The sequence below is a fragment of the Mucilaginibacter gilvus genome, assembly GCF_004054195.1.
GTDB lineage: Bacteria > Bacteroidota > Bacteroidia > Sphingobacteriales > Sphingobacteriaceae > Mucilaginibacter > Mucilaginibacter gilvus.
On sequence record NZ_SBIW01000004.1, the window covers coordinates 17,804 to 42,933 of the forward strand.

Genomic DNA, 25,130 nt, shown 5'->3' on the forward strand with positions numbered 1-25,130 from the left:
ACAAAAGCTCAAAATTATATACCCTTTTTAATTAATTATTATTGATTGTTGAGCTTGTAGAAAATGGAAAACGATAAAAAGGCCGATGGCCAAAAACCGATAAGGAAAATACCGATTAAAAAAATTACGCCTAAACCGCCTAAGTTTAACCTCATGTGGCTTTACGCCATTGCTATAATTGGTTTACTGGTAGTGCCAACCTTTTTGGGCGGCAACAACGGCAAGCCTATAAACTTTCAGCGGTTTGCCGGCAAAATGCTGAAGACCCGTGACGTGGACCACATAAGTGCCTACAAAAACGGCGACCTGGTGGTTGCAGAGGTTTACATTAAAGGGGATAGTTTAAAAGCAAAAGCATCCGGCGAATACCTTGATGCCAATAAAAATCAGGGCACTTTAAAACTAAATGCCGATGGCCCGCAATATTATTTTACCGATGCATCTTACGAAAGCCTAAAACAATCTATAGCCAATGCCGATAAAGCCGTTGGCGATGGGCAGGTTACCTCTATAGAGTATTTGCAAAGCAAAGAGAACTTGTTAAGTAACTGGCTGGTACAATGCATTATTATGGCAGTACTGCTGGTGGGTGTATGGTTATTCATCATGCGCCGTATGGGCAGTGGTGGCGGTGGCGGCCCCGGTGGCCAGATCTTCAACATCGGTAAATCAAAAGCTACCTTGTTTGATAAAGAAGCACAGGTATCTGTTACCTTTAATGATGTTGCCGGTTTGGAAGAAGCCAAGCAAGAGGTAATGGAAATTGTAGATTTCCTTAAAAACCCCAAAAAATACACCAACCTGGGTGGTAAAATACCAAAAGGCGCATTGCTGGTTGGTTCGCCGGGTACGGGTAAAACCTTATTAGCCAAAGCCGTTGCAGGCGAGGCGCAGGTGCCTTTCTTCTCTCTATCGGGTTCCGATTTTGTGGAGATGTTTGTGGGTGTGGGTGCATCGCGTGTTCGCGACTTGTTCCGCCAGGCAAAGGATAAAGCGCCGTGTATCATCTTTATTGATGAGATAGATGCTATTGGCCGCGCCCGTGGCAAAAATAATATTGTAGGTGGTAACGATGAGCGCGAAAACACGCTGAACCAGTTATTGGTGGAGATGGATGGTTTCGGTACCGATTCTGGTATCATTATCCTTGCAGCTACCAACCGCCCGGATGTTTTGGATTCTGCTTTATTGCGCCCGGGTCGTTTCGACAGGCAGGTATCTATTGATAAACCGGATCTGGTTGGTCGCGAGCAGATCTTTAAAGTACACTTAAAACCGGTTAAACTGGCTGAAGGTGTGGATGCTAAAAAATTATCGGCACAAACCCCTGGTTTTGCCGGTGCCGAAATAGCCAACGTTTGTAACGAAGCTGCTTTGATAGCCGCCCGTAAAAACAAAGAGGCTGTTGATATGCAGGATTTCCAGGATGCGATTGACCGTGTGATAGGTGGTTTAGAGAAAAAGAACAAGATCATTTCGCCGGAAGAAAAACGCATTGTTGCTTACCACGAAGCCGGCCACGCTATTGCAGGCTGGTTCCTGGAGCATGCCGATCCACTGGTAAAGGTATCTATCGTTCCTCGTGGTGTCGCGGCTTTAGGCTACGCCCAATACCTGCCAAAAGAGCAATTTTTATACACTACCGAGCAACTGCTTGACGGGATGAGTATGACCTTAGGAGGCCGTGTTGCCGAGGACATAACTTTCGGTAAGATCTCTACCGGTGCGCAGAATGACCTGGAGCGCATTACCAAACTGGCTTACGCTATGGTTACCATTTACGGTATGAACGAAAAAGTTGGTAATGTATCCTTCAACGATCAGCAGGGTGAGTACCAGTTTAACAAGCCATACTCAGAAAAAACATCTGAATTGATCGATACCGAAGTACGCAACCAGATAGCTGAAGTTTACGCCCGTACCAAAGCGTTGCTGATAGAGAAACGCGAAGGCCTGGAGAAACTGGCTAATAAACTGATAGAAAAAGAAATTCTTTTCCAATCAGATCTGGAAGAACTGTTAGGCAAGCGTCCGTTTGATAACCGCACCACTTATGATGAGTTTGTAAATGGCGAAGGCGAATCTAATCAGGAGCCGGTTGCACAAAGCTTAATACACGAAGGTGTTAATGATCACTCGGGTACTTTCTCAAGAAACCCCGGAGAAACTGATACAACAGCAAAGGACTAATAAAATAGTGTTGAGTTTTGGGTTGTGAGTTTTAAGTTCAGTACTTATAACTCACAGCTCAAAACTTTTTACTTTTTACAACATGAGGGATATCACTACATCGAAAGAAAAGCTGCTTAAAAAAGTGCGCAAGGCGCTTTTGGAGAAGCGCGATAATCCCTATCCCAACCTGGAAGACCTGCCCATGTACCCACCCAATGAAGAAATATTGGAGGTGGTTTTTGCAGAACAATTTACAGCGGTAAGCGGTCAGTTTGTTTTTTGTGAAGACGAGGTGCAATTTATTGAGAATTTACTGGAGCTTGCCGAAGAACGCAAATGGCACAAAATATACTGCTGGGAACCCGCCCTGCAACAAGTGCTCAACACCTACGAATACCCCTTTTTTGAAACTGATAAAGATTTTGAGCAGGCCGACGTTGGTTTTACCCTGTGCGAAGCTTTAATAGCGCGCAATGGCAGTATATTGCTCTCCAACGCCAACGCAGCAGGCCGCAGGCTAAGCATTTACCCGCCGGTACATATTGTGCTGGCCTACACCTCGCAGTTGGTGTTGGACCTTAAAGATGGCTTTAAGCTCATCAAAGAAAAATACAGCCCCCGTTTGCCATCCATGATCACTACCGTTACCGGACCAAGCCGCACGGCAGATATAGAAAAAACACTGGTTTTAGGCGCGCACGGCCCCAAAGAGTTTTTTGTTTTTTTATTAGATGGATAACTGTAGAGACGCGATACTTCGCGTCTTCGTTAGGGCGGTAATGAATACGCAAAACAGGGATTTTCATTAAAACCCGAAGTATCGGTGTCTCTACGGGTTAATTTAATTTCAAATCTCCCAGTTCGCATTCTTCCAATACAATTCTTTCGCTCACCTTTTTGTGGTACGTCCATTTGATCAGGCGGATGCACTCGCCCTCAATTTCTATCCCGGTGATATCCCCATCGTCAAAGCAGCAACAGCCCGTGTTAAAGTACGTGTCGAGGTAACCGTTAAAATCGGGTGGGGTATTTCCTTTTAGGTGCAGGCCGGTTATCTCCCTTTCTAATTCTACTGTTTTTGCGGTGTCGTTCGCTTCCTTAGCTTTATCCAGGCTGATGTATAAACTTTCCAGTTGGGTTAAGGATCTAAACACCGGCTGATGCGTATGCCCGGTTATCAGCAGCAAGTCTTTTCGTTGACTGCTCCATTCGTACATAATACGGTTGTGGTCGGTTTTCATTTGGTTGTTAAAGGCTGGCGTATTGGGGTTAATGCGCAGGTAACCCTGCAGGGGGCCCCATACATCAGATACAAACCATTTGCTAAACCAATTGCCATCGCTTTGCAGATCGCCCTGATGGCCATGCGTCATAAAAATGGAGAGTGGTTTATTGTTTATGGTGGTTTGCAATACAACGCCCTCGTACACCCTGATCACCTTACCATAAATTTGCGCCAGGCTTACCATGGCCAGCGGGTCGTTCCCCCAGTACAGATCGTGGTTGCCAAATATTTTAATAAACCTATCCTGGTCAATAAAAAGCTTCTCTCTTGTAAAAGTGGCTTTGTTATGCCGCTTTACTGTCAAAAAAACATTCTCCCACAGTTCCTCACTATCACCAAGGTTGATGTAGGTAAAACCTTCCCGGTAATAATGATCAAGCGCCGCCAGGTAGTTGCGCTCGGAATGAGCAAATATATCGGCACCATCCCGGGCGCCTTTATGCTGATCGGACAGGATGATGAATTTGTCGTGCCGTGCATCAAACGGTATCACCAGCCCTTTTTTGCCGGGTCGGGTTGTAATACTTTTATAAAGCGCGTTCAGCGCTTTATCCACCCGGTTTTTGCTTGGCCTCGACGAATATTTATCGGCAAGCCGTACTACGGGCTTATATAAAAGTTTTTGCAAAAACTTGCGCATGGGTGGATAACGCACAAGGGGCCTAAATTGTTGCTGGTAGATGCAGGGCCTTTTTTTGAGGGAGAGATGATGTTAACTGGAAGGAGGCGCGGGGAGCGAATTGCTCCCCAACCATTCCTTCCGTCCCTAAATTCCCCCGAAGTAGGGATTAACTTTAAACGCTTATTTGAGCTTAAGCGCTTGTAACACTTTTTTTCCTTTGCCCGGGTTGTAGCCCTAAGCAGAGGCACAATCAACTAATTATCTGATATCCAAAGTAACGCTATAATTAATTCTACCGAAAGAAGCAGAACACCCAAAAAAAACGCGGTTTTAACGGTAAAAAATACCGTGAAAACACCCCCTTAATTTAATCGTCAAATCCTACCTTAGAAAACAGTTTCAACCCTAACACAATTAACTATGGCAACTACAGATCTGAAAGGCGCGGCCGGAGCCGGCGTGCCCACAGCCAAGATTAAAAAGCTATCTGACAACTACTTCAAGAGGATGCAGATCATGCGCGAAGACGGTAAATTCGAAGCACTCGACCCCAAAAAAGACAGTAAATCTATTTGGTTCTCCAAAGAAGCTATCGACAAATTATTTACAGACAATGGCTACACCGGCGACTCTACCGGGTTTGGCCTCCGTATTTATTTTGGGATGCATGATAAGAAAAACATCTTAACCGACATCCCCGACCACGCGCATAACAAGCTGATGACCGTGCTTGTGGCTACCAAAGCGCCATCGGCCGAGGCGACACATGTTGATATGCTAACGAGCACCCAAGCCAAAATGACCGCTGAAGCCAGTGGTGAAGTAACAGCCGGAGGCGATGGCTTAAACCATGGTAAAATATGCCCGCCTGAGAGTTGCGTATAGGCGCACAATTTGTATTTAGTAAAATGTTATATTGCTACGGAATAACCCCCCTTAGCAATATGACATTTGAAATTTATTTTGGCTTTGAATTACTTGCCCTGTTTACTGCCCTTGTAAAATATAGGTCGCTCCTGAAATCTGATTATAAATTCTTTATACCATTCCTGATTTTAATTGTATTGTACGAAACCGGCTCATTGTACAACAAGTTTAGTATCGGCAACAATAATGCATTGGCCACCAACTTAATGACAACTTTTGAATTTGCATTTTATAGCTTTTTTATTAGGAACACGTTAAATAATCCGTTTTATAAGAAGATTATACTGATAGCCATTTTTACGTGCCTGGTTTACAACATTATTAACTTGTTTTTTATCCAGGGGGGTATGAAGCTTAATGTAAGTACTATTATACTGCAAACGATAGTTATTATACTTATTACCGGTGTATACTTTTTGGAACTGATGCAGGTTTCGTTCGGCAACAGCCTCAGCATTATTAAACTACCCGGGTTTTGGTTAAATACAGGCGTTTTGTTTTTTTATCTGGGCGAATTTTTATTATTTGCGTCTTACAGTTATATGGCTTATAAGCATAATTACGATTACTTAATGTTATTCCGAATGATATCAGATATAGCCAACGCTATATTATATACCTGTTTAATTATTTCCTTCCTATGCCTCAACCCGACCAGGAAATTATCAACTTAGTTATAGCAGGCACCGGGATGCTGCTATTGCTGGCTGTATTTATTATTGGCTTTTTGTTCCTGTACCAGCGCAGGCACAACAAATACCACATGGAACAAGAGCAGCTAAAGGCGGCTTTTAGCCAGGAGCTGCTTAAAACCCAGATAGAAATGCAGGAGCAAACCCTGCACTACGTGAGCCAGGAGATACATGATAATATTACCCAGGTGCTCTCTTTTGTGAAACTCAACCTGGCGCTTACCGGCAATTTAAATGAAACCGATAAGGCTCATAAAATAGATGAAAGCCGCAAACTGGTTGCCCAGGCCATTGGCGATCTGCGCGACCTATCCAAAAGTCTCAGTTTTGAGCATATCGCGCAGCTTGGCCTCGTAAAAACCATCGCTATAGAGGTAGAGCGGATAAACAAGAGCAGCATTATGGATGCGGTGATGGATGTTAAGGGGCAATCTTTTAGTTTGGGCGACGAACGGGAGTTGGTGATTTTCCGCATCTTCCAGGAAGCGCTGAACAACGCGCTTAAACATGCCTGCGCTAAACAGTTTAAGATCAACCTTAAATATACCGAAAACTTATTTGAATTAACCATTGCCGATGATGGGGCAGGCTTCTCCATCGACGCACTGACTACCGGCGGCTCGGGCCTGAGGAACATGCAGAACAGGGCCGCTCTTATTGGTGGCGTTGCCAATATAACCAGCGAACCGGGCAAGGGATGTGCCATCACTATCACCATAGACCCCATAGCGCAGCATACCTAAATAGCGAATACGCGCAATGTGTTTTTTTTGCAGCGTTTGTTGCGCCCGGCCGGTAAAATGCCGGTGAAGCCGAATGCGTATATTGGCACAATGGTGTGGTCAGACTATCTCTACTTTTTATTCGAGCTGATGGCTTTTATTGTTGCCCTTGTGCAATGGCCAAAAATGAAGGGCACACCATACAGCTATTTTGTGCCTTTTTTGTTTTTTATAGTGGTTTATGAGTTCGGCACTATTCGTAACTGGTTCAGCATCAATCACTCTAATTTGTGGATCGCCAATATAGAAATTACACTTTTCTTTGTCTTCAACGCGCTCTTTTTAGTAGGGCAACTCCAAACACCGTCCTTTAAAAAACGGTTGAGGGCCGCCATCGTTTTTACTATTGCCTTCACTATTATCAACATGGCTTTTTTCCAGGGGTTTTGGAAACTCGACACCGTGAACATCCTGCTGCAGGACGTAGTACTTATTGTTTCATGCTGCTTGTATTTTTCCGAGCTGATGCATTACACGATACTCCCCTTATCCATTATTAAGCTCCCGGGCTTTTGGGTAAACACGGGCTTACTGCTTTTTTGCACCATTACCTTTATGTTTTTCGCCTCGTATGCCTACATGGCCTATAAAAATAACTACAACTATTTCTTGCTGTTTTGGGGCATCGCCAATACTTCAAACGCCGTACTTTATTCATGCTTGGCGGTAGCGTTCCTGTGCTTCCGCAGAGGCGTGGAACCGGGCCAATAACACCATAAAACGCACTTAAACATACCTGGTTAAACAGTTCAAAATTTGTTTGTGGTATTCTTCGCATTTATTTAACTTAACCCTCGCTGATGATGGTGCCGGTTTTGTTGCTGCTATAACAAAAAAACGGCACATCGGGCATTAAAAACAGGCAGAACAAAGCGGCCTTTACCGGTGCTGTTGCTACTGAGCAGCAAAAGGGAAGAGGTTGTTGTATTACAATTATTATTGACCCCCTTTTTTAGAACAGACTTATGCCCACGGAAGCTATACAAATAGTGCTGGTTGATGACCATCGCCTGTTCAGGAGCGGGCTGGTGTCGTTAATAAATAGCCTGGGCGGATACATGATTCTTTTTGAAGCTGCCAATGGCGAAGAACTAACCCGTAAGCTATCCCCACAGCTAAAACCCGATATTATTTTACTGGATATAAACATGCCGGTAATGGGTGGCATAGAAACCGCGCGCTGGCTAAAATCAAACTACCCTGATATTTGTGTAATTGTATTATCAATGTTTGAGGATGCCGAAAAGGTTTTAACCATGGTGAAGCTCGGCGTAAAGGGCTACCTGCTTAAAGATGCCGAACCCTACGAGTTTGAAAGCGCCCTCCGCAAAGTAGCCCAGGGCGAAATTTATTACCCCGAGTTTGTTACCCGCCACCTGGTAAACAGCTTTAACCGCAATGCCGACGAAATTAAGCTGAACAGCCGCGAGCTGGAATTTTTAAAACTCGCCGGTACCGAACTTACCTACAAAGAGATTGCCGACCATATGTGCATCAGCGCGCGCACCGTTGACGGCTACCGCGACCAGCTTTTTGAAAAACTGCAAATAAAAAGCCGCGTTGGCCTGGTACTTTACGCCATAAAAAACAATTTGGTACAGTTGTAATTTGCTAAAATAATTAGCAAATTTGTTCTCATGGCACATGGGGAGAACGGGGAGTTTTTTAAGGGAAGAGGCGCCCAGGTAAACACACACAACAAGTTTTTAAAGCAGAAATACGTACTGGACCACATTGAAGGGCTGGACGAACAGTTGCTGGAAGATACCCGTACGCAGCTTTTTGAAGAGAACGCCAAAAAGATAGTAAGCGAATCTAACAGCCCGGACCTGAGCCATTTTGTTTCCATCAATCCTTACCAGGGCTGCGAACATGGCTGTATCTATTGCTACGCCCGTAACACCCACGAGTATTTTGGTTTTAGCGCAGGGCTGGATTTTGAGCGCAAGATAATTGTAAAGCGCAACGCTGCGGAACTCCTGGAAAAACATTTTAATAAAAAAGGCTACCAGCCCGTGCCCATCGTACTATCGGGCAATACAGACTGTTACCAGCCTACCGAACGAAAGCTGAAGATAACCCGTTCGTTACTGCAGGTGTTCCTCAAATACCGCAACCCAGTAAGCATTATCACCAAAAACAACCTCGTGCTGCGTGATATTGATATTTTAACCGAAATGGCGCAGATGAACCTGGCGCATGTAAATATCTCCATCACCTCGTTAAACGAATCGCTTCGCCAAAAGCTGGAGCCGCGTACCGTAACCGGCATGGGCAGGTTAGCGGTAATACAAAAGCTATCAGAAAAAGGAATCCCCGTAAGGGTAATGGTGGCGCCCATTATTCCCGGCCTAAACAGTAACGAGATCCCCGATATTATTAAAGCCGCCGCAGATAGAGGTGCCCTCTCCGCCGGATTCACCATTGTACGCCTCAACGGCAGCATTGCCGAAATCTTTACCGATTGGGTACACAAAGCTTACCCGGACCGGGCCGAGAAGGTGCTGAACATGATAAAAGCCTGCCACAACGGCAACCTGAACGATAGCGAATTTGGCCGCCGCATGAGCGGCGATGGCCATGTAGCCAACTCTATCCACCAACTATACCGGATGGCCTGCGTGCGCTTCCTTGCCGACAGGGAGATGCCTTCGTATGATCTCACACTGTTTACGCCCAAGGGCGGGAAGCAGATGGGAATGTTTTAGCCAACGTGCTTAACAATAAAAACAGTAGCTTTAACAAACCTTATTACAATGAAAAAAATTTGCCTGCTTGTCTGTTTGGTATCATTTGGCGGAACACTTTGCAAAGCGCAAACCTATACCCCATTGGAGCTATGCAAACGCATACTTTCCAGAGACACCCTCCCCTATATTAAGAAATATTGCGCCGGTGATTTTGAAGGGCACCCAAACGGCAGCGATTTTGCGCCACACCTTAAAGTATCGTTTACCGTGTTGAAGCAAACCGACAAGACTGCCGTTATTAACGTAACACTGTCCGATTCCACAGGTAATTCTCTCGACACTTACTTTCATTTAGCAAAAGACAGCATATGGAAGGTAAATGCATTTCGCGCTTTGGCAATGACCGGTATGCTACAACAAATGTATGATGAATTAAAAAAGATGACTCCGGCGCAGATAGATAAAATAATAGCAGAGCCGCTACGCAAAGGCAAGGATCATCGCATATTTAAATCAAGGGACGAATACCAATACCTATTAAATAATACGGAACTGACCCTTGCGTCGGATGATAAAATTGTTGCACATTTTCAAAAAAACAAAGAAGCCTTTGAACAGTTAAAGGCCGATCTTTTGACCTCCCCTTCAGTCGGCAAACGAAATTTCATACAGGCTTTAGGAGCTAAAAATGCCCTATCCGATAAACTAAAAGCACTTTACCTGCACAATGCCGAACTTGACGGCGAACAAACTACCAACACCGTAATTTTAAATATTGGCGGTATTGTGGATAACTATGTAGGTTATATGTATATTAAAGATAGTAAGGATGTACCCGAAATGAGCGGCGACCACTTCATTATGATTCGCTCGATTGGAGATGGCTGGTATTTGTACAAAACTACCTGATATTCTTGTTCAACCCATCCTATTAAACCCAACCGTGTCCCGGTACATTTGCGGGCTTACGTCGGCATTGGTTTTAAAGAACCGGCTAAAATAGCTTTCGTCATTATACCCCAGTTCGTAGGCAATTTCTTTTACGGGTTTGTTGGTGAGGTATAATTCGCGTTTGGCTTCGATGATGATGCGCTCGGCTATCAGGTCGGTTAACGTTTTATTGAAATGCGCCTTGGTTATCTTGGCCAGGGCCTTTGGTGTAATATTAAGCAGATCGGCATATTCGCCTGCGGCGTGGCGGGTTTTAAAATGCAGCTCTATATAATCCTTTAACTTTTGCAGGATAAACGGCTCCTTGCTGCCGGCTGTCGCTTTTTCCGCGTCGGGCTGCTGCTGTGTTTTTAAACGCGATGCGGTTATCAGTAATATTTTCAAGTACGATACCAGCAACTCGTACTGCGCCAGGGCGGGGTTCTGCATTTCGGCTCGTATTTGCGCCAGTAGCATTTCCAGCGTTGCGGATGCTGGTTCGTCTAAATGTAAAAAGGGCGGGTTATAAATATTGTTAAACAAAACGCCGTTGCAGGCCACTTCCTTTTGGTGTTTGTGGATACAAAAGAAGTCTGGATGAAAATGGAGCGCAAGCCCGGCAATGCCATCATTGGGTGTAAACATAAAGGGCTGATAGGGCGAAAAGGCAAACAGCGTATTCGCTGTAAAAGCATAGTCGTTAAAATCGGCCCGTGTGGTACCGCTCCCTTCCTTTACCCAAATAAGCGAGTAATAGTTATTTCGCTGCACATGGTCGAAATAACTATTATCGCTAAATGCGAACAGTTTAAAGGCGAGGTTCCCGGTTTGCGGGTTAACCAGGGTGAAACTCTGCTGCTCTGTCATTATTTATAATTTACGGTCGGCTTCGGCAATGGGCATATCATTTATGCTGGCAAAGCGTTTTTGCATGTAGCCGTTCTCGTCAAATTCCCAAAGCTCGTTGCCGTAGCTGCGATACCATTGCCCGGCCTCATCGTGCCATTCGTATTCAAAGCGCACCGCCATACGGTTCTCACGGAAGCCCCACAGCTCCTTCTTCAGCTTGTAATCCAGCTCCTTTTCCCATTTGCGGGTTAAAAAGGCTTTTATCTCTTCGCGTCCGTTTATAAAATCGGTGCGGTTGCGCCATTCCGAGTCTATAGTGTAGGCCAGGCTCACCTTTTCGGGGTCGCGGGTGTTCCAGGCATCCTCTGCCGCCTGCACCTTTTGCAAGGCGGTTTCCATATTAAAGGGCGGCAAAGGGAATCGTTTATTTTCTGTGCTCATGCTTTTACGTATTAGCGGGCCTGCATTATTACAATGCCGGTGCCAGTGGGAAATCTACCGCAATATCAGTTAAATTGTGCAGGTAATTCATGGCTGTTTTATCGCTGATCTGTAAAATTAAATCTATCAGGTTTTCGTTGGTGTACCCGTTGGCGTAAATGTTGCTTACTGCTTCATCGGCTGCGTTACCACGGTTGCGGGTGATGTCGCCGGCCAACTGTACCAAGGCATTCAACTTAGGATTTTCGCTTTTGCCCCTGCGGAGATCTAAGATCTGTTCATCGGTAAAGCCATTCATTTTACCAATTACGGTATGCGCGCTTAAACAGTACGAACATCCGTTTACTTCGCTCACAATTAAGTTAACCGCTTCTTTCTCTTTATTATTTAACGTTGTCTTTGCGTTTTGATAGGCAAGGTAGCGGGCAAGGCCAGCATCAGAATAGGCGATGGTTGCGTACAGGTTTGGTACAAAACCCAAGGCTTTTTTCAGGTTATCAAATATGGCCTGGTTGGTTGGGGTTACTTCTTCGCGGGTAGGTATTAAAAATTGCTTTTTCATTTTGCTGTGTCTTTGTTGTCGTTATTGACAATACAAAGGTGCAGCATGCCCCGCTACGGGTAAAGGGATAAAGGGCGCAAGTACATGGATAGTTTTCCCTCGCTAAAAAACAAATCCAACAAAAAAGGCCCCATAGCTGGGGCCTTCTAAATATAAATTTATAGTTGGTTGCTTGTTATACGTTCTCTTCTTCCAAAGCCATCAGTTCATCAACCAATATACGGCCACAGTGCTCGCAAACGATAATTTTTTTGCGCTGACGGATATCTGACTGGCGTTGTGGCGGGATCTGGTTAAAACAACCAGAGCAAGAATCGCGCTGAATGGTTACTACAGCAAGACCATTTTTGGCGTTGCCGCGTAAACGGTTGTAAGCGGTAAGTAAACGTTCCTCAATGTTCGGGATAGCTTTTTCAGCTAAGGCGGTTAGTTCGTTTTCTTCTTTTTCGGTTTCGGCGGTAATGGTGCCTAACTCGTCTTTTTTAGCATCCAGATCTGCACGGCGGGCATCAAGGTCGGCCAGTGCTTTTTCGTAAATGGCAGTTTTAGAAGAGATCTCAAAACCAAACTCACGAATTTTTTTCTCGCTTACCTGTATGTCTAAACCCTGTATCTCAATTTCTTTTGAGATCGCATCATATTCGCGGTTGTTTTTAACCTCGTTTAGCTGGGCTTCGTATTTTTTAGTGTTGGCCTGTGAGTCTTTGATAAGGTTCTTGCGGGTTACAATTTCGTCCTCAAGATCATCAAGCTCATTTTTTATTTTTTGTATACGGGTTTCTAATCCGGCTACGTCATCTTCCAGATCGGCAACTTCCATAGGTAATTCACCACGTACCTGGCGAATTTTATCAATTTTGGTGTGGATGGTTTGCAGGTCGTATAAAGCTTTAAGCTTTTGTTCTACGGTTTGTTCCATTAAATATAATATTTGACGGGGTTTGTATTCACTTTTGTTAAACGGACCGCAAAGTTAACAAATTTATTTTGAATAATTTCATACAATAATTGTTGCGTAAATTGCTCACTTTCAAAATGTCCAATGTCTGCGATCACTATTTTTCCTTCGGCATCAAAAAACTCGTGGTATTTGTAATCGGCAGTGATAAAAACATCCGCTCCGGCCGCTATTGCCTGCTTCAATAAAAACCCTCCCGAGCCTCCGCAAACCGCCACTTTCTTGATCGGCTTGCCGGTAAACGCAGTATGCCTTATAACGCTCGCGTGCATCTTTTCTTTCACCATGGCTAAAAAAGCGTCGGCATTTTTGGCGTTCTCCAGTTCACCTATCATGCCGCTGCCTACCTGCTGGTGCTGGTTAGTAATGGGGTAAAGATCGTAAGCCACTTCTTCGTACGGATGCGACAGCACCAGTGCCATAATAATTTTACTCTCCAGGTTGGCGGGGTAAATACTTTCTATGCGGATCTCGTGCTCGCGATGGCGTTTGCCCGGCTCGCCTACATAGGGATTGGTATGCTCGTTTCCTTTAAAGGTGCCAAAACCCTCAGCATTAAAACTTACCTCGCTGTAATTACCAATATTGCCGGCACCTGCAGCAAATAAAGCGTTGCGTACTTCTTCGGCCTGGGCAATGGGCACATAAGTAACCAGTTTCTTTAACAGCTGATGTTTGGGCGCCAATATGCGGCTGTTTTTTAAACCAAGCGTTTCGCAAATGCGGGCGTTAACCCCCGTCATGATATTATCCAGGTTGGTGTGGATAGCGTAGATGGCAATATTATGGCGAATGGCTTTCTCCACCACGCGTTCCACGTAGGTTTTACCGTTGAACTTTTTTAGGCCTTTAAATACGATGGGGTGATGCGACACGATCACCTGGCAGCCGGTGGCAATGGCTTCGTCCACCACTGCCTCGGTGCAATCCAGCGAGATAAGCGCCTGGTGGATCTCCGCATCGGGATGCCCTACGATCAGGCCCGAATTATCATATTCTTCCTGGTAGGCCAAAGGGGCCAGGCTTTCCAGGTAAGCGGTGAGCTGTGCTAATTTCATATTAGCTAAGGTAGTACAGGATTAATGAGATTGGAAGGATTGGAGGATTTTTTATTGGAGGCCTCACCCTGCCCTCTCCAAAGGAGAGGGTTCTATCCACATTGTTTCAAAGTCCTCTCCTTTGGAGAGGATTAGGTGAGGCTTTTAAACAAACAAAGATCAAAACGTATGTAATATTTTCTTTGGTGGGCCAATCGCCGCCGGGCGTTCTGCCCTTCCCAATGCTTACATTCGTTTTGATCTTGCGGGGGCCAATCGCCCTTTTATTTCTACTATCAGGCTTTTTTAGCGCGGACAGATTTCAGGTCGCTTTTTAACAGGTTCATTAACTCTTTATCGAAACGAACGGTTAATTGAGTTGCGGTTTTGTTAAGGGTTTTCATGGTGGTGTGTAGGGTTGATGGTGATGATTATATTGTTTATTCCTGAACGGCCATTTTGGTGATCTGGAAGCTCTCGTAAGCCATTTTTTGGTTGTATTCGTTTGCTAACGATTTGTGGTTGATCAAGTCGATTATCGATCCAATAAAACAAAAGCCTACTGTGAACAGGTATAAAAGGCCCATCCCTATCTGGCCGGTAATAAATCGCTGCAGTCCCGGCACTAAAAACAATCCTACTAAAGAGAAGATCAGCATATCTTGCTGGCTTTTTCTTTTACCGGAGTAAACCATGTAAAAGTATTGCTTCTGTTTCTCGGTGAGGCCGTTTGTTGCCTGTTGCAGAGAACCCATTTCTTCGGATGTCATATCCGCGAAAGTCATATAAGGATCTTGATACATGTTCATTGTCTTAATTTTTAATTTGTTTGTGATGATTTATGATGTAAAACTACATCCAAACACAAAAAACGCCAATACAAAGTTGGCAGCCAGTAATAAACTATCGGTAAACAACGTGAAATTTACGGTGAAGCGGGGGCGGATTTTTCGCCGGTGGCGGGGGTGTCGGCGAGTGGAGCTAGATAGGGCTTATCGCGGGGTTATTTACTCGCCATGCGCACTTTAGAGTTCGCTATGACCGCTTTCTATCTTAGCCAAATAATTCACCGGCCTTGCCAGGGTATATATCCGGTAAAAGATACCCAGCACTGCAGGGATGCCCAGCCAGTGTGCATGAAAAGAGTTGATGATATCGCCGCGAAACAACCAGGAGATGGAATGCCCCAGCCCGCAGCCGGGGCACCAGGTAAAGCCCATGGCCTTAAACGGGCACAGGCTAAAATGCGAATGGCCTGCCGGGTTTGTAAACGCCAGGCAAGCCATTGCAGTTATCCAGAATACGAGTTCGAAGTATCTGTGGAAAAACTTTTTAATCAACTTTGTTGCTCTTGGTTGTAAGCAATAAAGATACGCCAAAAGCCATAATTACACCAACCAGCAATGCGCCAAAAATACGGCCGCTAAAGCTTTGAAAAGTAGTGTCGTGAGAATCCGGGTTACCCCAGTTGATAAATACGATGCCTGCAAAAACAGCCAGGGCACCGCCTACCAGCAATATTTTAAAGCTTTGGATCAGCGCCTCTAAAAAGCCCATATTGCCTTTTAGTTCGCCATCGCGGAAGTTTTTTACGCCAAAGTACAAGCCGATAAGCGGTATCAATACCGATACGTATTCTATCGGCGATGCTTCGCTATCGGTAAGGTTATAGCCGGTTGCGCGCATTACAAACAGCCATATCAAGCTTAAAACGCCTATTACTATTCCGAAAATTACTGAGTTCTTCATGGTAGTATAAAGTTTGGTATCTGAGTTCTAAAATGTGTTTCGCCATATAAAAGCGAAATATCATTTAAAAGTAAACAATGCCTGCTTTTGTTTGCTTTAATTTTTGATAATTATGCGGCGAAGACAAAAACGCCTTTTTTAGCTATATTTGCACCGCTTTGAATATCCGCGATATATTAGATAGGTATAAGGCCGACGAACGGATAAAGGCATTGGCGCAGGCGCTTAATGCCGGTAAAAATCCAAGAGTTCAGCTTAGGGGGTTAGTCGGATCGGGCGATGCGGCCATGGCGGCAGCATTGTATTTTTTGCAGCACAAGCACATGATCTTTGTGCTGCCAGAGCGTGAGGAAGCCTCCTATTTCCAGGCCGACCTGGAAAACCTCACCGGTAAAGAAGCCCTGCTTTTTCCCTCATCATACCGCAAACCCTTTGAATTTACCCAGCCCGATAGCAGCAACGTTTTGGCACGCGCCGAAGTATTGAACGAGCTGAACCATAGCACCGAATACGGGCAACTGATTGTTACCTACCCCGAGGCCATTGCTGAAAAGGTAATAGACCGTGCTTCGCTGGAAAAAAATACTTTAGAAATTGCCGTTAACAATAAGCTGAGCATCGATTTCATAGCCGAGTTTTTGGTAGAGTACGATTTCGACCGCGTTGATTTTGTGTACGAGCCGGGCCAATTCTCGGTACGTGGTGGTATTGTGGATATCTTCTCCTTCTCGCACGATCTGCCTTACCGGGTAGAGTTCTTCGGCGATTTTATCGAGTCGATCCGTACATTCGAGATAGAGAGCCAGCTCTCTGCCGAAAAAGTAAAGAACATCACCATCGTGCCCAATGTGCAATCCAAATTCCTTACGGAGAATAACATCTCCCTGCTGGAATACGTGGACGCAGGCACACAGGTATGGATAAAGGATGTACAATTTACGCTGGATATCATTCAAACCGGACACAAAAAGGCAACCGCCTTGTGGAAGGCCCTCTCCGCAGAAGAGAAAAATCAGAACCCCGACTGGATAGACCCCAAGTTTAGCTTTACCGACGAGAAACTGATAGCCGACCAGCTGCACGATTTCCCGCTGGTAGAATTTGGCAAGCAATTCTTTTACCACGATGCCGCGCAGATCAGCTTTGATATGCGCCCGCAACCATCCTTCAACAAAGATTTTAGCCTGCTTATTCATAATTTCAAGAATAACGAGGCGGAGAAAATAGAGAACTACATCCTTACCGATAGTTCGCGACAGGTAGAGCGCCTTTATGCTATTTTGGATGACCTGGATAAAACCGTGAAATTCACCCCGCTGAGTGTATCCATCCGCGAAGGCTTTATTGATAAGGAACAAAAGCTCGCCTGCTATACCGATCACCAGATCTTCGACCGTTATTATAAATATAAGCTTAAAAAGGGTTATCAGCGATCACAGGCCATCACCCTGAAGGAACTGCGCGAACTAAAGCCGGGCGATTTTATCACCCACATAGACCACGGTATTGGCAAGTACGCCGGGCTGGAAAAAGTAGAAGTTAACGGTAAAGTACAGGAAATGATACGGCTGGTTTATGCCGATAACGACCTGCTATATGTAAACATCAACTCGCTGAATCGTATCAGCAAATACAGCGGCAAAGAAGGCACGCAGCCCCGCATGAACAAGCTGGGCACCGATACCTGGGAAAGGCTGAAGAAAACAACAAAAAAAAAAGTTAAGGATATCGCCCGCGACCTAATCAAACTTTACGCACTACGTAAAGCCCAGGATGGGAACGCCTTTTCGCCGGACAGCTACCTGCAGACCGAGCTGGAGGCGTCGTTCCTTTACGAAGATACCCCGGACCAGGAAAAAGCTACCACCGATTTTAAGAAGGATATGGAATCGCCACACCCGATGGACCGCCTCATTTGCGGCGATGTAGGGTTCGGTAAAACCGAGATAGCCGTTCGCGCCGCGTTTAAGGCCGTTGCGGATAGCAAACAGGTAGCCATACTGGTGCCGACCACCATTTTGGCAGCCCAGCATTATAAAACCTTTAGCGACCGCCTAAAGGGCTTCCCTGCCAATATAGATTACATCAACCGCTTTAAAACCAGTAAGCAGATCAAAGACACCCTTGCCAAGCTAAAAGAGGGCAAGGTGGATATCATCATTGGCACGCACCGTTTGGTGAGCAAAGATGTGAAGTTTAAGGACCTGGGCCTGATGATCATCGATGAGGAGCAAAAGTTTGGCGTAACCGTTAAGGAAAAGCTGAAACAAATGCGCGCCAACGTAGATACGCTGACGCTGACGGCAACGCCTATACCGCGCACCCTGCATTTTTCGCTGATGGGCGCGAGAGACCTTTCCATCATCTCCACCCCGCCGCCAAACCGCCAGCCGGTAGTTACCGAGCTGCATGTGTTTAACGATAAGCTGATTAAAGAGGCCGTTGAGCACGAGATTGAGCGCGACGGGCAAGTGTTCTTCATCCACAACCGCGTTGCCGATCTGCCGCAATTAGGCGGCATGATCCATAAGCTGGTGCCTAAAGCCCGCATCGGTATTGCCCACGGCCAATTAGAAGGCGACGCGCTGGAAGATGTGATGCTGAAATTTGTGAACCACGAATACGATGTGCTGGTGGCCACTACCATTATCGAGGCTGGTTTGGATATCCCGAACGCCAATACCATCATCATCAATTACGCCCACATGTTCGGCTTGAGCGATCTGCACCAGATGCGGGGCCGCGTTGGGCGAAGCAATAAAAAAGCTTATTGTTATTTATTGAGTCCGCCCTTATCTACGCTGACCAACGAAGCCCGCAAACGCCTGAGCGCTATTGAAGAATTTAGCGACCTGGGCAGCGGCTTTAACGTTGCCATGCGCGATCTGGATATCCGCGGCAGCGGTAACCTGCTGGGTGCTGAGCAAAGCGGTTTCATTGCCGAAATTGGCTTTGAAATGTACCACAAGATATTGGACGAGGCCATACAGGAATTAAAGGAAGACGAGTTTAAAGGCGTTTTCCCAGATGAAAAACCGAAGCCATTTATCACTTTCACCCAGATAGATACCGACCAGGAGATCCTTATCCCTGACGAGTATGTAACCAGTATAGCCGAACGCTATAACCTATATACAGAACTCTCCAAGCTGGAGAATGAAACCGAACTTGAAGCCTTTAAACAACAACTGCACGACAGGTTTGGGCCGATACCATTACAGGTGAACGACCTGCTGAATTCGATGCGCCTGCAATGGTTGGGCAAAACCATCGGCTTTGAGAAGGTTTCCCTCAAAAACAACGTGCTGCGCGGCTACTTCATCACCAACCAGCAGTCCGCCTACTTCGAAAGCGATGCCTTCCGCGAAGTGCTCAATTTTGTACAGCGCAACCCACGCCGAACCAATCTTAAAGAAGTAAAAAACACGCTAAGGTTGAGCGTGGATAGAGTTGGCAATATCAATGAAGCGTTGGAGGTTTTGGAAGAGTTAATGGTGGTTGGGGTATAATGCTCAAATCTCCATAAACCGTCCTGCCGAACTCGTTTCGGCACCCCACGCGGCAAGTGGACTATGCAAAATCGCTACTTTTCATGTGGGATGCTGAAATAAATTCAGCAGGACGTTGGATTATACCATTCTACCCTTCCTTAGTCTTCGCCACCATTTCCGTAAAACTCCTTGCCGCATTGGTAAAGTCCGACGGTACCAGTACAATGGTGGTGGTATTGTTATCGATACCAATTTCGGAGAGCATCTGCATGCGGCGCAGTTCCAGGGCTATCGGGCTGGCTTCCATTTGCTTGGCGCCCTGGGTGAGTTTGATGGATGCTTCCAGTTCCGCCTCCGCCTTAATGATCCGGGCGCGTTTCTCGCGGATAGCCTCTGCCTCGCGGGCCATGGCACGCTGCATCGATTCGGGGATCTCTACATCTTTCATCTCTACCATTACAATTTTTATCCCCCATGGCTCGGTAGCGGCATCCACTATCTTTTGCATGGTGGAGTTGATCTGCTCACGTTCGCGCAGCACTTCATCTAAATGGTGCTGGCCAATAATGTTACGCAAAGCCGTAACCGCAAACTGGTAAACAGCCATGTTGTAGTTTGCTACCTTAATAATGGAATCCTCGGGGTTGATCACCTTGAACCAAAGCACGGCATTAACCTTAATGGTTACGCTATCCTTAGTGATAGTTTCCTGCTGTTCCAGATCAACTGTGCGGGTACGGATATCCACAGTTATCTGCCTGTCTACAAAGGGGATAATAAAGTAAAGTCCCGGGCCGGCGGTGCGGCTGTAGCGGCCCAAACGAAAAACAATGGCGCGCTGATACTCTTGCGCAATGTGAGCGCTGATCACTATCAGCACAATGGCGACAGCTAATGCAATAAGTAAATACATGATGTTTTATTTGTTTAATGAACGCATCGCCTGCCTGTAGGTTCCGGGAGGATTTTGGACGTCGGGGAAGGGTTCACCGGTACGCGATTACGCGGTAAATGTAGCGTACATTTTGATATTTGCAAAAAATATTTTGCGGGCGAAAAACAACGATAGAAATCTGATAATCAGGCACAATAAGGAGTATCAGGAAATTACAGTTACCCTATCTTCCTATATATCCCCTTCAAATTTCGGCCCAGTTCGCGGTAGTCTAAGCCGTAGCCTACTACAAAATCATTCGGCACCTGGAACGCCACGTATTTTAGCTCTTCAATGCTGTACACAACCGCATCAGGTTTAAACAGGAGCGATACTACGGTGATAGACGCCGGTTCGCGCACCATTAATTTTTGGATAAGGTAGCGGATGGTGTTTCCCGAGTCGATAATGTCTTCCACCAAAATAATATCACGGCCCTTAATATCCCCGGTAAGGTCAAAATCATCGCGGATGGTTTGTGTGCTGGATACCCCGCCGAAGTACGATGCCAGCTTGGTAAACGTTACCTGGCAGGGCAATACTATCTCTTTCACCAAGTCGCCGATGAACATAAAGCTACCGTTCAATATCCCTACAAATATGGGTTCCTTGCCTTCAAAATCTTCGTTTATCTGCTGCGCCATTTCCCTAACGCGTTCTTGTATCTGCTCGTATGATATCAGTGGCTCAAACTCCAGGTCGGCTATTTGTAGTTTCATCTTACTAAAATAAAAGAAATATGTATACCAAGGTATAAAATTATCGCGGCTGCCAAAAATTATAACAATTGAACTGCTTGCCTAAATAAGTGGTGCCCGCACAGGTTAATATAAACACTATCTTTGCGCCTTAATGACAGACCACCAGATACATACCCTGCCCAACGGCATCCGCATATTATTTAAACATTCGCCATCACCCATTACGCATTGCTGCTTTGTACTCAATGCAGGCTCGCGCGATGAAACGCCAAACAAAGAAGGCCTGGCGCACTTTATAGAGCACCTGCTATTTAAAGAAACCGAACGCCGCAGCACTAACCAGATCCTTAACCGGCTGGAACTGGTAGGTGCCGACTTGAACGCCTACACCACCAAAGAGTACACCTGCATCCACGCGTCGTTACTAAGACAGCATTTGGAGCGCGCGGTAGACCTGTTTGAGGACATCCTGTTCCACTCTACCTTTCCTGAAGAAGAAATGGAGAAAGAACGCGGTGTGATCCTTGACGAGATCTCCAGCTACCTTGACCAGCCCGAAGAAGCCATTCAGGATGATTTTGAGGCTTTATTGTTTAAAGGGCACACCATAGGCAACAACATATTAGGCACGCCCGAAAGCGTTGCTGCTATAAACGGGCAGGATATAAAGCAATTTATGCTGGCCAACAACAACACGCACCAGATGGTATTTGCCGTATACGGCGATTACGATTTTAAAAAACTGGTGACGCTCTGCGAAAAGTACTTCGGTGGGGTGCCCGAAAATACAAGCCAAAAACAGCGCATAGCGCCTTCGCCAATAACGGGCGGGCAATACGTTATTCAAAAGCCAATCTCGCAAACGCATTGCGTACTGGGCAGCCGGGCTTACCCATCGGCACACCCCAATAAATATGGGCTGTTGTTATTGAACAACCTGCTGGGTGGCATGGGCATGAGCAACCGCCTCAACCTGGAAATCCGCGAGAAGTATGGCATCGCTTACACCATCGAGAGCAATTACACCTCGCTTACCGATACCGGCATCTTCTCTATTTACTTTGGTACAGATGCCGAAAAGGCGGAGAAAGCGCTTAAACTGGTACATAAGGAATTAAAAAAGCTGCGCGATAATACCATTGGCACCATCCAGCTAAAACAGGCCAAAGAAAAATTTATAGGGCAGATAGCCCTGGCCGAAGAAAGCCGTATGAGCCTCATCATCAGCATGGCCAAAAGCCTGTTGGATTTTAACCATATCGATTCGCTGGAAGACATCTTCGCTAAAATAAATGCCGTTACTGCCCAACAATTATTAGAAATAAGCAACGAAATTTTTGATAATGACGGTATGATAACCTTATTATTTGAGCCTAAACAGTAAATCCCTTATTTTTGCATAATGAAATACCCTATTGTAGCATACGGCGACCCTGTTTTGAGGCGTAAGGCCCCTTCTATTGAGCCGGATGAGTACCCTCATATAAAAGAACTGGTTACCAACATGTACGAAACCATGTACGGTGCGCGTGGCGTTGGGCTGGCCGCCCCGCAGATAGGCATGAGCGCGCGTTTGTTTGTGGTTGATCTGTCGCCGTTTGATGATGAAGAGCCGGAATTGGCCGGTTTTAAAAAAGCGTTCATCAATGCTGACATATTAGAAGAGAGCGGTTCCGAATGGTCTTTTAACGAGGGTTGTTTAAGCATCCCCGATATCCGTGAGGATGTATCGCGCAAGCCGGTTATCCGCATGTCATATTACGACCAGAACTGGAAACATCACGAAGAAACTTTTAAAGGCATGGCCGCCCGCGTAATACAGCACGAGTACGACCATATAGAGGGCAAGTTGTTTACTGATAAGCTGAGCCCACTGCGCAAACGCCTGATAGAGAAAAAACTGAACGATATATCTAAAGGTGCCGTTGACGTAGATTACAGAATGAAATTCCCCGATGCTAAGAAGGGGAGATAGGGTCAAGAAATAAGAGACAAGACAGGAATTATTGAACTGTATGTTGCTAAAAGAAAGGGCCGCGATGATCATCACGGCCCTTTTTTTATTTTTTTATCTTGATCCTTATCTCTTGATTCTCAAAACTAATTCCCCTTCTTATCCCCATCCGTAATGGACTTGATCAGGCTTCCCCAGGCAAGTGGGTTCAGCAGCGGGTTGGTAATGGAGTGGGAGTTTGCCAGGTTGGTATGCATTTGCGATGCATTTGCCGACTGAATCTCCTGCCCATCGCGCGGGAGTGAAGTGGTTAGCGCTGCAAGTGATGCACGGCTAATGTTCTTCCGGGCTATCTCCAAGTCATCGTCAGCCAGTTTTGCCGTTATGAAATCGCGTCTGAACTCATCCGTAGTGGCCCATGGGAACACCCGGAACACCGGCAGGTTAATGATCTGCGGCTTTATTTTTATTTGGGTGGTGTAGCTTTTGTTGGCCAGATTTGCGGGTATAACAACCGTAAGGGGCGCGTAACCCACCGCGGTAAAACTAATGGTATCCTGCTCATGCACCACAAAAGAAAAGTAGCCATTGTAGCTGGCTATAACTGTTGCGTTGTGGTAGCTTTTATTGCTGATGCTTACATAAGGCACCACCACATTGGCACTATCGCCATTGTAAATAACGCCGGTAAATTGCACCAAAGGTTTTTCCTTTTGGGCGAATGCCGAAAGCGATACCAACAAAAACAATATGCCAATTAACTTCTTCATTTATCTTTTGCGTATTTATACTATCAGGCCTGTTTTATATTGTTTTAGAAACGGGCATGTAAAAATACATTATTCATTTAAAGCAAATTGCTATTTAACAATTCTTAACACTACCGTAAATTCTCTGGGAGCACAGCATATGGGTCGTCAATGTCTGTTAGGTTAATGGCTTCAACACCGGTAATTTCGGGCACGGCTTTTTTAATGGCCTGTTCAATTCCCGCTTTCAGCGTCATGATGCTCATGGGGCAAGAACCGCAAGAACCAAGCAGCTTTAACTTCACAATACCTTCAGGCGTTATTTCTTCCACAGAAACGTTACCGCCATCTGCCTCCAAATACGGGCGAATGGAATCTAACGCTGCTTCAACCTGATCAATTAAACTCATTTTTACTAATTTATATACGTAAAGTTATTAATTATTTGCAACATTCATAACATTTGCTTTTTCGGCATTTGCTATAGATACCTGCTGCGCCACCCTGCGGGCCATCTCCATAAAGGCAATGCTCATGCCGCCTTCTTCTTCCAACACTATAGGTTTACCAGCATCGCCGCTGTCACTTATCCCCTTTATCAACGGAATTTCGCCCAAAAATGGTACATCAAGCGTTTGCGCCAGCTTTTGCCCGCCACCTTGGCCAAAAATATAGTATTTGTTATCGGGCAGTTCGGCCGGGGTAAAATAGCTCATGTTCTCCACAATGCCCAGTATCGGAACGTTAATGGCATTCATCATAAACATGCCTATCCCCTTTTTGGCATCGGCCAGGGCCACATTTTGCGGCGTGGTTACAATAACCGCCCCCGTAACCGGGAAGCTTTGCGTAACCGTGATGTGGATATCACCGGTGCCCGGTGGCAGATCTATCACCAAATAATCCAGCTCGCCCCAGTCGGCATCATTAAATAGCTGCTTTACCGCTGTGGACACCATTGGCCCGCGCCAGGGCACGGGTTGGTTAGGGTCTGTAAAGAAACCTATGGATAAAAGTTTGATACCATATTTTTCTATCGGTTCTATGCGTGTTTTACCGTTTACGTTGCTGGCCAACGGTCTTGCGCCTTCCAGCCCGAACATGATGGGGATGGATGGGCCGTAAATATCGGCATCTATTAACCCAACCTTAGCACCGGTTTTTGCCAAAGCTAGCGCCAGGTTTACCGATACGGTAGATTTACCCACGCCGCCTTTGCCGGATGCTACCGCGATGATGTTCTTCACCCCAGGTACGCTAGTGTTCTTTTGCGAAGTAACCCGCGACGTCATGTTGATGCTTACCTCAATCTCTTTACTGATGAAATGCTTTATAGCATTGCGGCAAGCGTTCTCTATGAGAGCCTTTAAGGGGCAGGCGGGCGTGGTTAATATTACCGAAAAGCTTAATTTTTGGCCATCGATAACAATATCCTGTATCATATTTAATGTAACCAGGTCTTTTTTCAGATCGGGTTCCTCTACGTTGCTCAGGGCTTGTAATACTTGTTGCTGGGTAATTTCCATATTTATCTGGTTACAAAAATACGAAAACAGGGGGCGTGTAGCGTTTGTTAAAAAAACAATTTGCTGTAACTAAGCGTTG

The 25,130-nt window shown here is 45.7% G+C and carries 26 protein-coding genes; 12 read left to right on the forward strand and 14 right to left on the reverse strand.

What is annotated here, in order from left to right:
- Nucleotides 1-63: 63 nt before the first annotated feature.
- The gene (gene ftsH, locus EPL05_RS10070) at nt 64-2,190 is read left to right on the forward strand and encodes an ATP-dependent zinc metalloprotease FtsH (protein ID WP_128533840.1); all 2,127 of its coding nucleotides are present in this window, start codon (nt 64-66) and stop codon (nt 2,188-2,190) included.
- 82 nt (nt 2,191-2,272) lie between these two features.
- A complete protein-coding gene (locus EPL05_RS10075; RefSeq protein WP_128533841.1) occupies nt 2,273-2,911 on the forward strand; it encodes a LutC/YkgG family protein in 639 nt (212 codons plus the stop codon).
- A gap of 97 nt (nt 2,912-3,008) precedes the next feature.
- Here the strand turns inward: EPL05_RS10075 and EPL05_RS10080 are convergent, their stop codons facing one another.
- Nucleotides 3,009-4,097, reverse strand: a complete 1,089-nt coding sequence (locus tag EPL05_RS10080; RefSeq protein ID WP_128533842.1) for a metallophosphoesterase — start codon at nt 4,095-4,097, stop codon at nt 3,009-3,011.
- 402 nt (nt 4,098-4,499) lie between these two features.
- Here EPL05_RS10080 and EPL05_RS10085 point away from each other — a divergent pair, with 402 nt between their 5' ends.
- From EPL05_RS10085 to EPL05_RS10115, 7 genes are all read left to right on the forward strand, one after another.
- Nucleotides 4,500-4,964: a hypothetical protein gene (locus EPL05_RS10085; protein ID WP_128533843.1), complete on the forward strand. Its 465-nt coding sequence runs from the start codon at nt 4,500-4,502 to the stop codon at nt 4,962-4,964.
- Nucleotides 4,965-5,023: 59 nt separating this feature from the next.
- The gene (locus tag EPL05_RS10090) at nt 5,024-5,680 is read left to right on the forward strand and encodes a hypothetical protein (RefSeq protein WP_128533844.1); all 657 of its coding nucleotides are present in this window, start codon (nt 5,024-5,026) and stop codon (nt 5,678-5,680) included.
- The gene (locus tag EPL05_RS10095; protein ID WP_128533845.1) at nt 5,647-6,441 is read left to right on the forward strand and encodes a sensor histidine kinase; all 795 of its coding nucleotides are present in this window, start codon (nt 5,647-5,649) and stop codon (nt 6,439-6,441) included. Before EPL05_RS10090 ends, EPL05_RS10095 begins: the two co-directional genes overlap by 34 nt.
- Before the next feature lie 90 nt (nt 6,442-6,531).
- Nucleotides 6,532-7,191, forward strand: coding sequence for a hypothetical protein (locus tag EPL05_RS10100; RefSeq protein WP_128533846.1), 660 nt, complete (start codon nt 6,532-6,534; stop codon nt 7,189-7,191).
- 254 nt (nt 7,192-7,445) lie between these two features.
- Nucleotides 7,446-8,087, forward strand: a complete 642-nt coding sequence (locus tag EPL05_RS10105) for a response regulator transcription factor (protein ID WP_128533847.1) — start codon at nt 7,446-7,448, stop codon at nt 8,085-8,087.
- A 30-nt stretch (nt 8,088-8,117) separates the two neighbouring features.
- Nucleotides 8,118-9,188, forward strand: coding sequence for a PA0069 family radical SAM protein (locus tag EPL05_RS10110; protein WP_128533848.1), 1,071 nt, complete (start codon nt 8,118-8,120; stop codon nt 9,186-9,188).
- A gap of 48 nt (nt 9,189-9,236) precedes the next feature.
- Nucleotides 9,237-10,079 carry a hypothetical protein gene (locus EPL05_RS10115; RefSeq protein ID WP_128533849.1) on the forward strand — a complete coding sequence of 281 codons (843 nt, stop codon included), beginning with the start codon at nt 9,237-9,239 and terminating at the stop codon, nt 10,077-10,079.
- 9 nt (nt 10,080-10,088) lie between these two features.
- On the opposite strand, the gene EPL05_RS10120 is transcribed toward EPL05_RS10115, so the two are convergent.
- The 8 genes from EPL05_RS10120 to EPL05_RS10155 all read right to left on the reverse strand — a co-directional run bounded on the left by EPL05_RS10120 (nt 10,089) and on the right by EPL05_RS10155 (nt 15,696).
- Nucleotides 10,089-10,967 (reverse strand): helix-turn-helix domain-containing protein, encoded by an 879-nt coding sequence (locus EPL05_RS10120; protein WP_128533850.1) that lies wholly within the window; start codon nt 10,965-10,967, stop codon nt 10,089-10,091.
- A gap of 3 nt (nt 10,968-10,970) precedes the next feature.
- On the reverse strand, nt 10,971-11,390 hold the full coding sequence (locus EPL05_RS10125; protein WP_128533851.1) for a nuclear transport factor 2 family protein: 420 nt from the start codon (nt 11,388-11,390) through the stop codon (nt 10,971-10,973).
- Between the two features lie 28 nt (nt 11,391-11,418).
- Complete coding sequence (locus EPL05_RS10130) at nt 11,419-11,952, reverse strand: carboxymuconolactone decarboxylase family protein (protein ID WP_128533852.1); 534 nt, start codon at nt 11,950-11,952, stop codon at nt 11,419-11,421.
- 175 nt (nt 11,953-12,127) lie between these two features.
- A complete protein-coding gene (locus EPL05_RS10135; protein WP_128533853.1) occupies nt 12,128-12,871 on the reverse strand; it encodes a zinc ribbon domain-containing protein in 744 nt (247 codons plus the stop codon).
- Complete coding sequence (locus tag EPL05_RS10140; RefSeq protein ID WP_128533854.1) at nt 12,871-13,968, reverse strand: Nif3-like dinuclear metal center hexameric protein; 1,098 nt, start codon at nt 13,966-13,968, stop codon at nt 12,871-12,873. The genes EPL05_RS10135 and EPL05_RS10140 overlap by 1 nt, the downstream gene beginning before the upstream one ends.
- Nucleotides 13,969-14,387: 419 nt before the next feature.
- A complete protein-coding gene (locus EPL05_RS10145) occupies nt 14,388-14,756 on the reverse strand; it encodes a TM2 domain-containing protein (RefSeq protein ID WP_243837266.1) in 369 nt (122 codons plus the stop codon).
- 216 nt (nt 14,757-14,972) lie between these two features.
- Entirely contained in the window at nt 14,973-15,287 is a 315-nt protein-coding gene (locus EPL05_RS10150; RefSeq protein ID WP_243837267.1) for a DUF2752 domain-containing protein, read from the reverse strand.
- On the reverse strand, nt 15,280-15,696 hold the full coding sequence (locus tag EPL05_RS10155; RefSeq protein WP_128533855.1) for a DUF4199 domain-containing protein: 417 nt from the start codon (nt 15,694-15,696) through the stop codon (nt 15,280-15,282). Before EPL05_RS10155 ends, EPL05_RS10150 begins: the two co-directional genes overlap by 8 nt.
- 158 nt (nt 15,697-15,854) lie before the next feature.
- Between EPL05_RS10155 and mfd the strand changes: the two genes are divergently transcribed.
- Nucleotides 15,855-19,205 (forward strand): transcription-repair coupling factor, encoded by a 3,351-nt coding sequence (mfd, locus tag EPL05_RS10160; protein WP_128533856.1) that lies wholly within the window; start codon nt 15,855-15,857, stop codon nt 19,203-19,205.
- 130 nt (nt 19,206-19,335) lie between these two features.
- On the opposite strand, the gene EPL05_RS10165 is transcribed toward mfd, so the two are convergent.
- Complete coding sequence (locus EPL05_RS10165) at nt 19,336-20,100, reverse strand: slipin family protein (RefSeq protein ID WP_128533857.1); 765 nt, start codon at nt 20,098-20,100, stop codon at nt 19,336-19,338.
- 200 nt (nt 20,101-20,300) lie between these two features.
- Nucleotides 20,301-20,840 (reverse strand): hypoxanthine phosphoribosyltransferase, encoded by a 540-nt coding sequence (hpt, locus tag EPL05_RS10170; RefSeq protein WP_128533858.1) that lies wholly within the window; start codon nt 20,838-20,840, stop codon nt 20,301-20,303.
- Between the two features lie 133 nt (nt 20,841-20,973).
- On the opposite strand from hpt, the gene EPL05_RS10175 reads away from it, so the two are divergent.
- Nucleotides 20,974-22,206: a M16 family metallopeptidase gene (locus EPL05_RS10175; RefSeq protein WP_128533859.1), complete on the forward strand. Its 1,233-nt coding sequence runs from the start codon at nt 20,974-20,976 to the stop codon at nt 22,204-22,206.
- Between the two features lie 18 nt (nt 22,207-22,224).
- Nucleotides 22,225-22,797, forward strand: a complete 573-nt coding sequence (gene def, locus EPL05_RS10180) for a peptide deformylase (RefSeq protein ID WP_128533860.1) — start codon at nt 22,225-22,227, stop codon at nt 22,795-22,797.
- A 125-nt stretch (nt 22,798-22,922) separates the two neighbouring features.
- Here the strand turns inward: def and EPL05_RS10185 are convergent, their stop codons facing one another.
- The 3 genes from EPL05_RS10185 to EPL05_RS10195 form a co-directional block, all read right to left on the reverse strand.
- Nucleotides 22,923-23,546, reverse strand: coding sequence for a hypothetical protein (locus EPL05_RS10185; RefSeq protein ID WP_128533861.1), 624 nt, complete (start codon nt 23,544-23,546; stop codon nt 22,923-22,925).
- Between the two features lie 110 nt (nt 23,547-23,656).
- A complete protein-coding gene (locus EPL05_RS10190; RefSeq protein ID WP_128533862.1) occupies nt 23,657-23,935 on the reverse strand; it encodes a NifU family protein in 279 nt (92 codons plus the stop codon).
- A 27-nt stretch (nt 23,936-23,962) separates the two neighbouring features.
- Complete coding sequence (locus EPL05_RS10195; protein ID WP_128533863.1) at nt 23,963-25,051, reverse strand: Mrp/NBP35 family ATP-binding protein; 1,089 nt, start codon at nt 25,049-25,051, stop codon at nt 23,963-23,965.
- Nucleotides 25,052-25,130 lie beyond the last annotated feature (79 nt).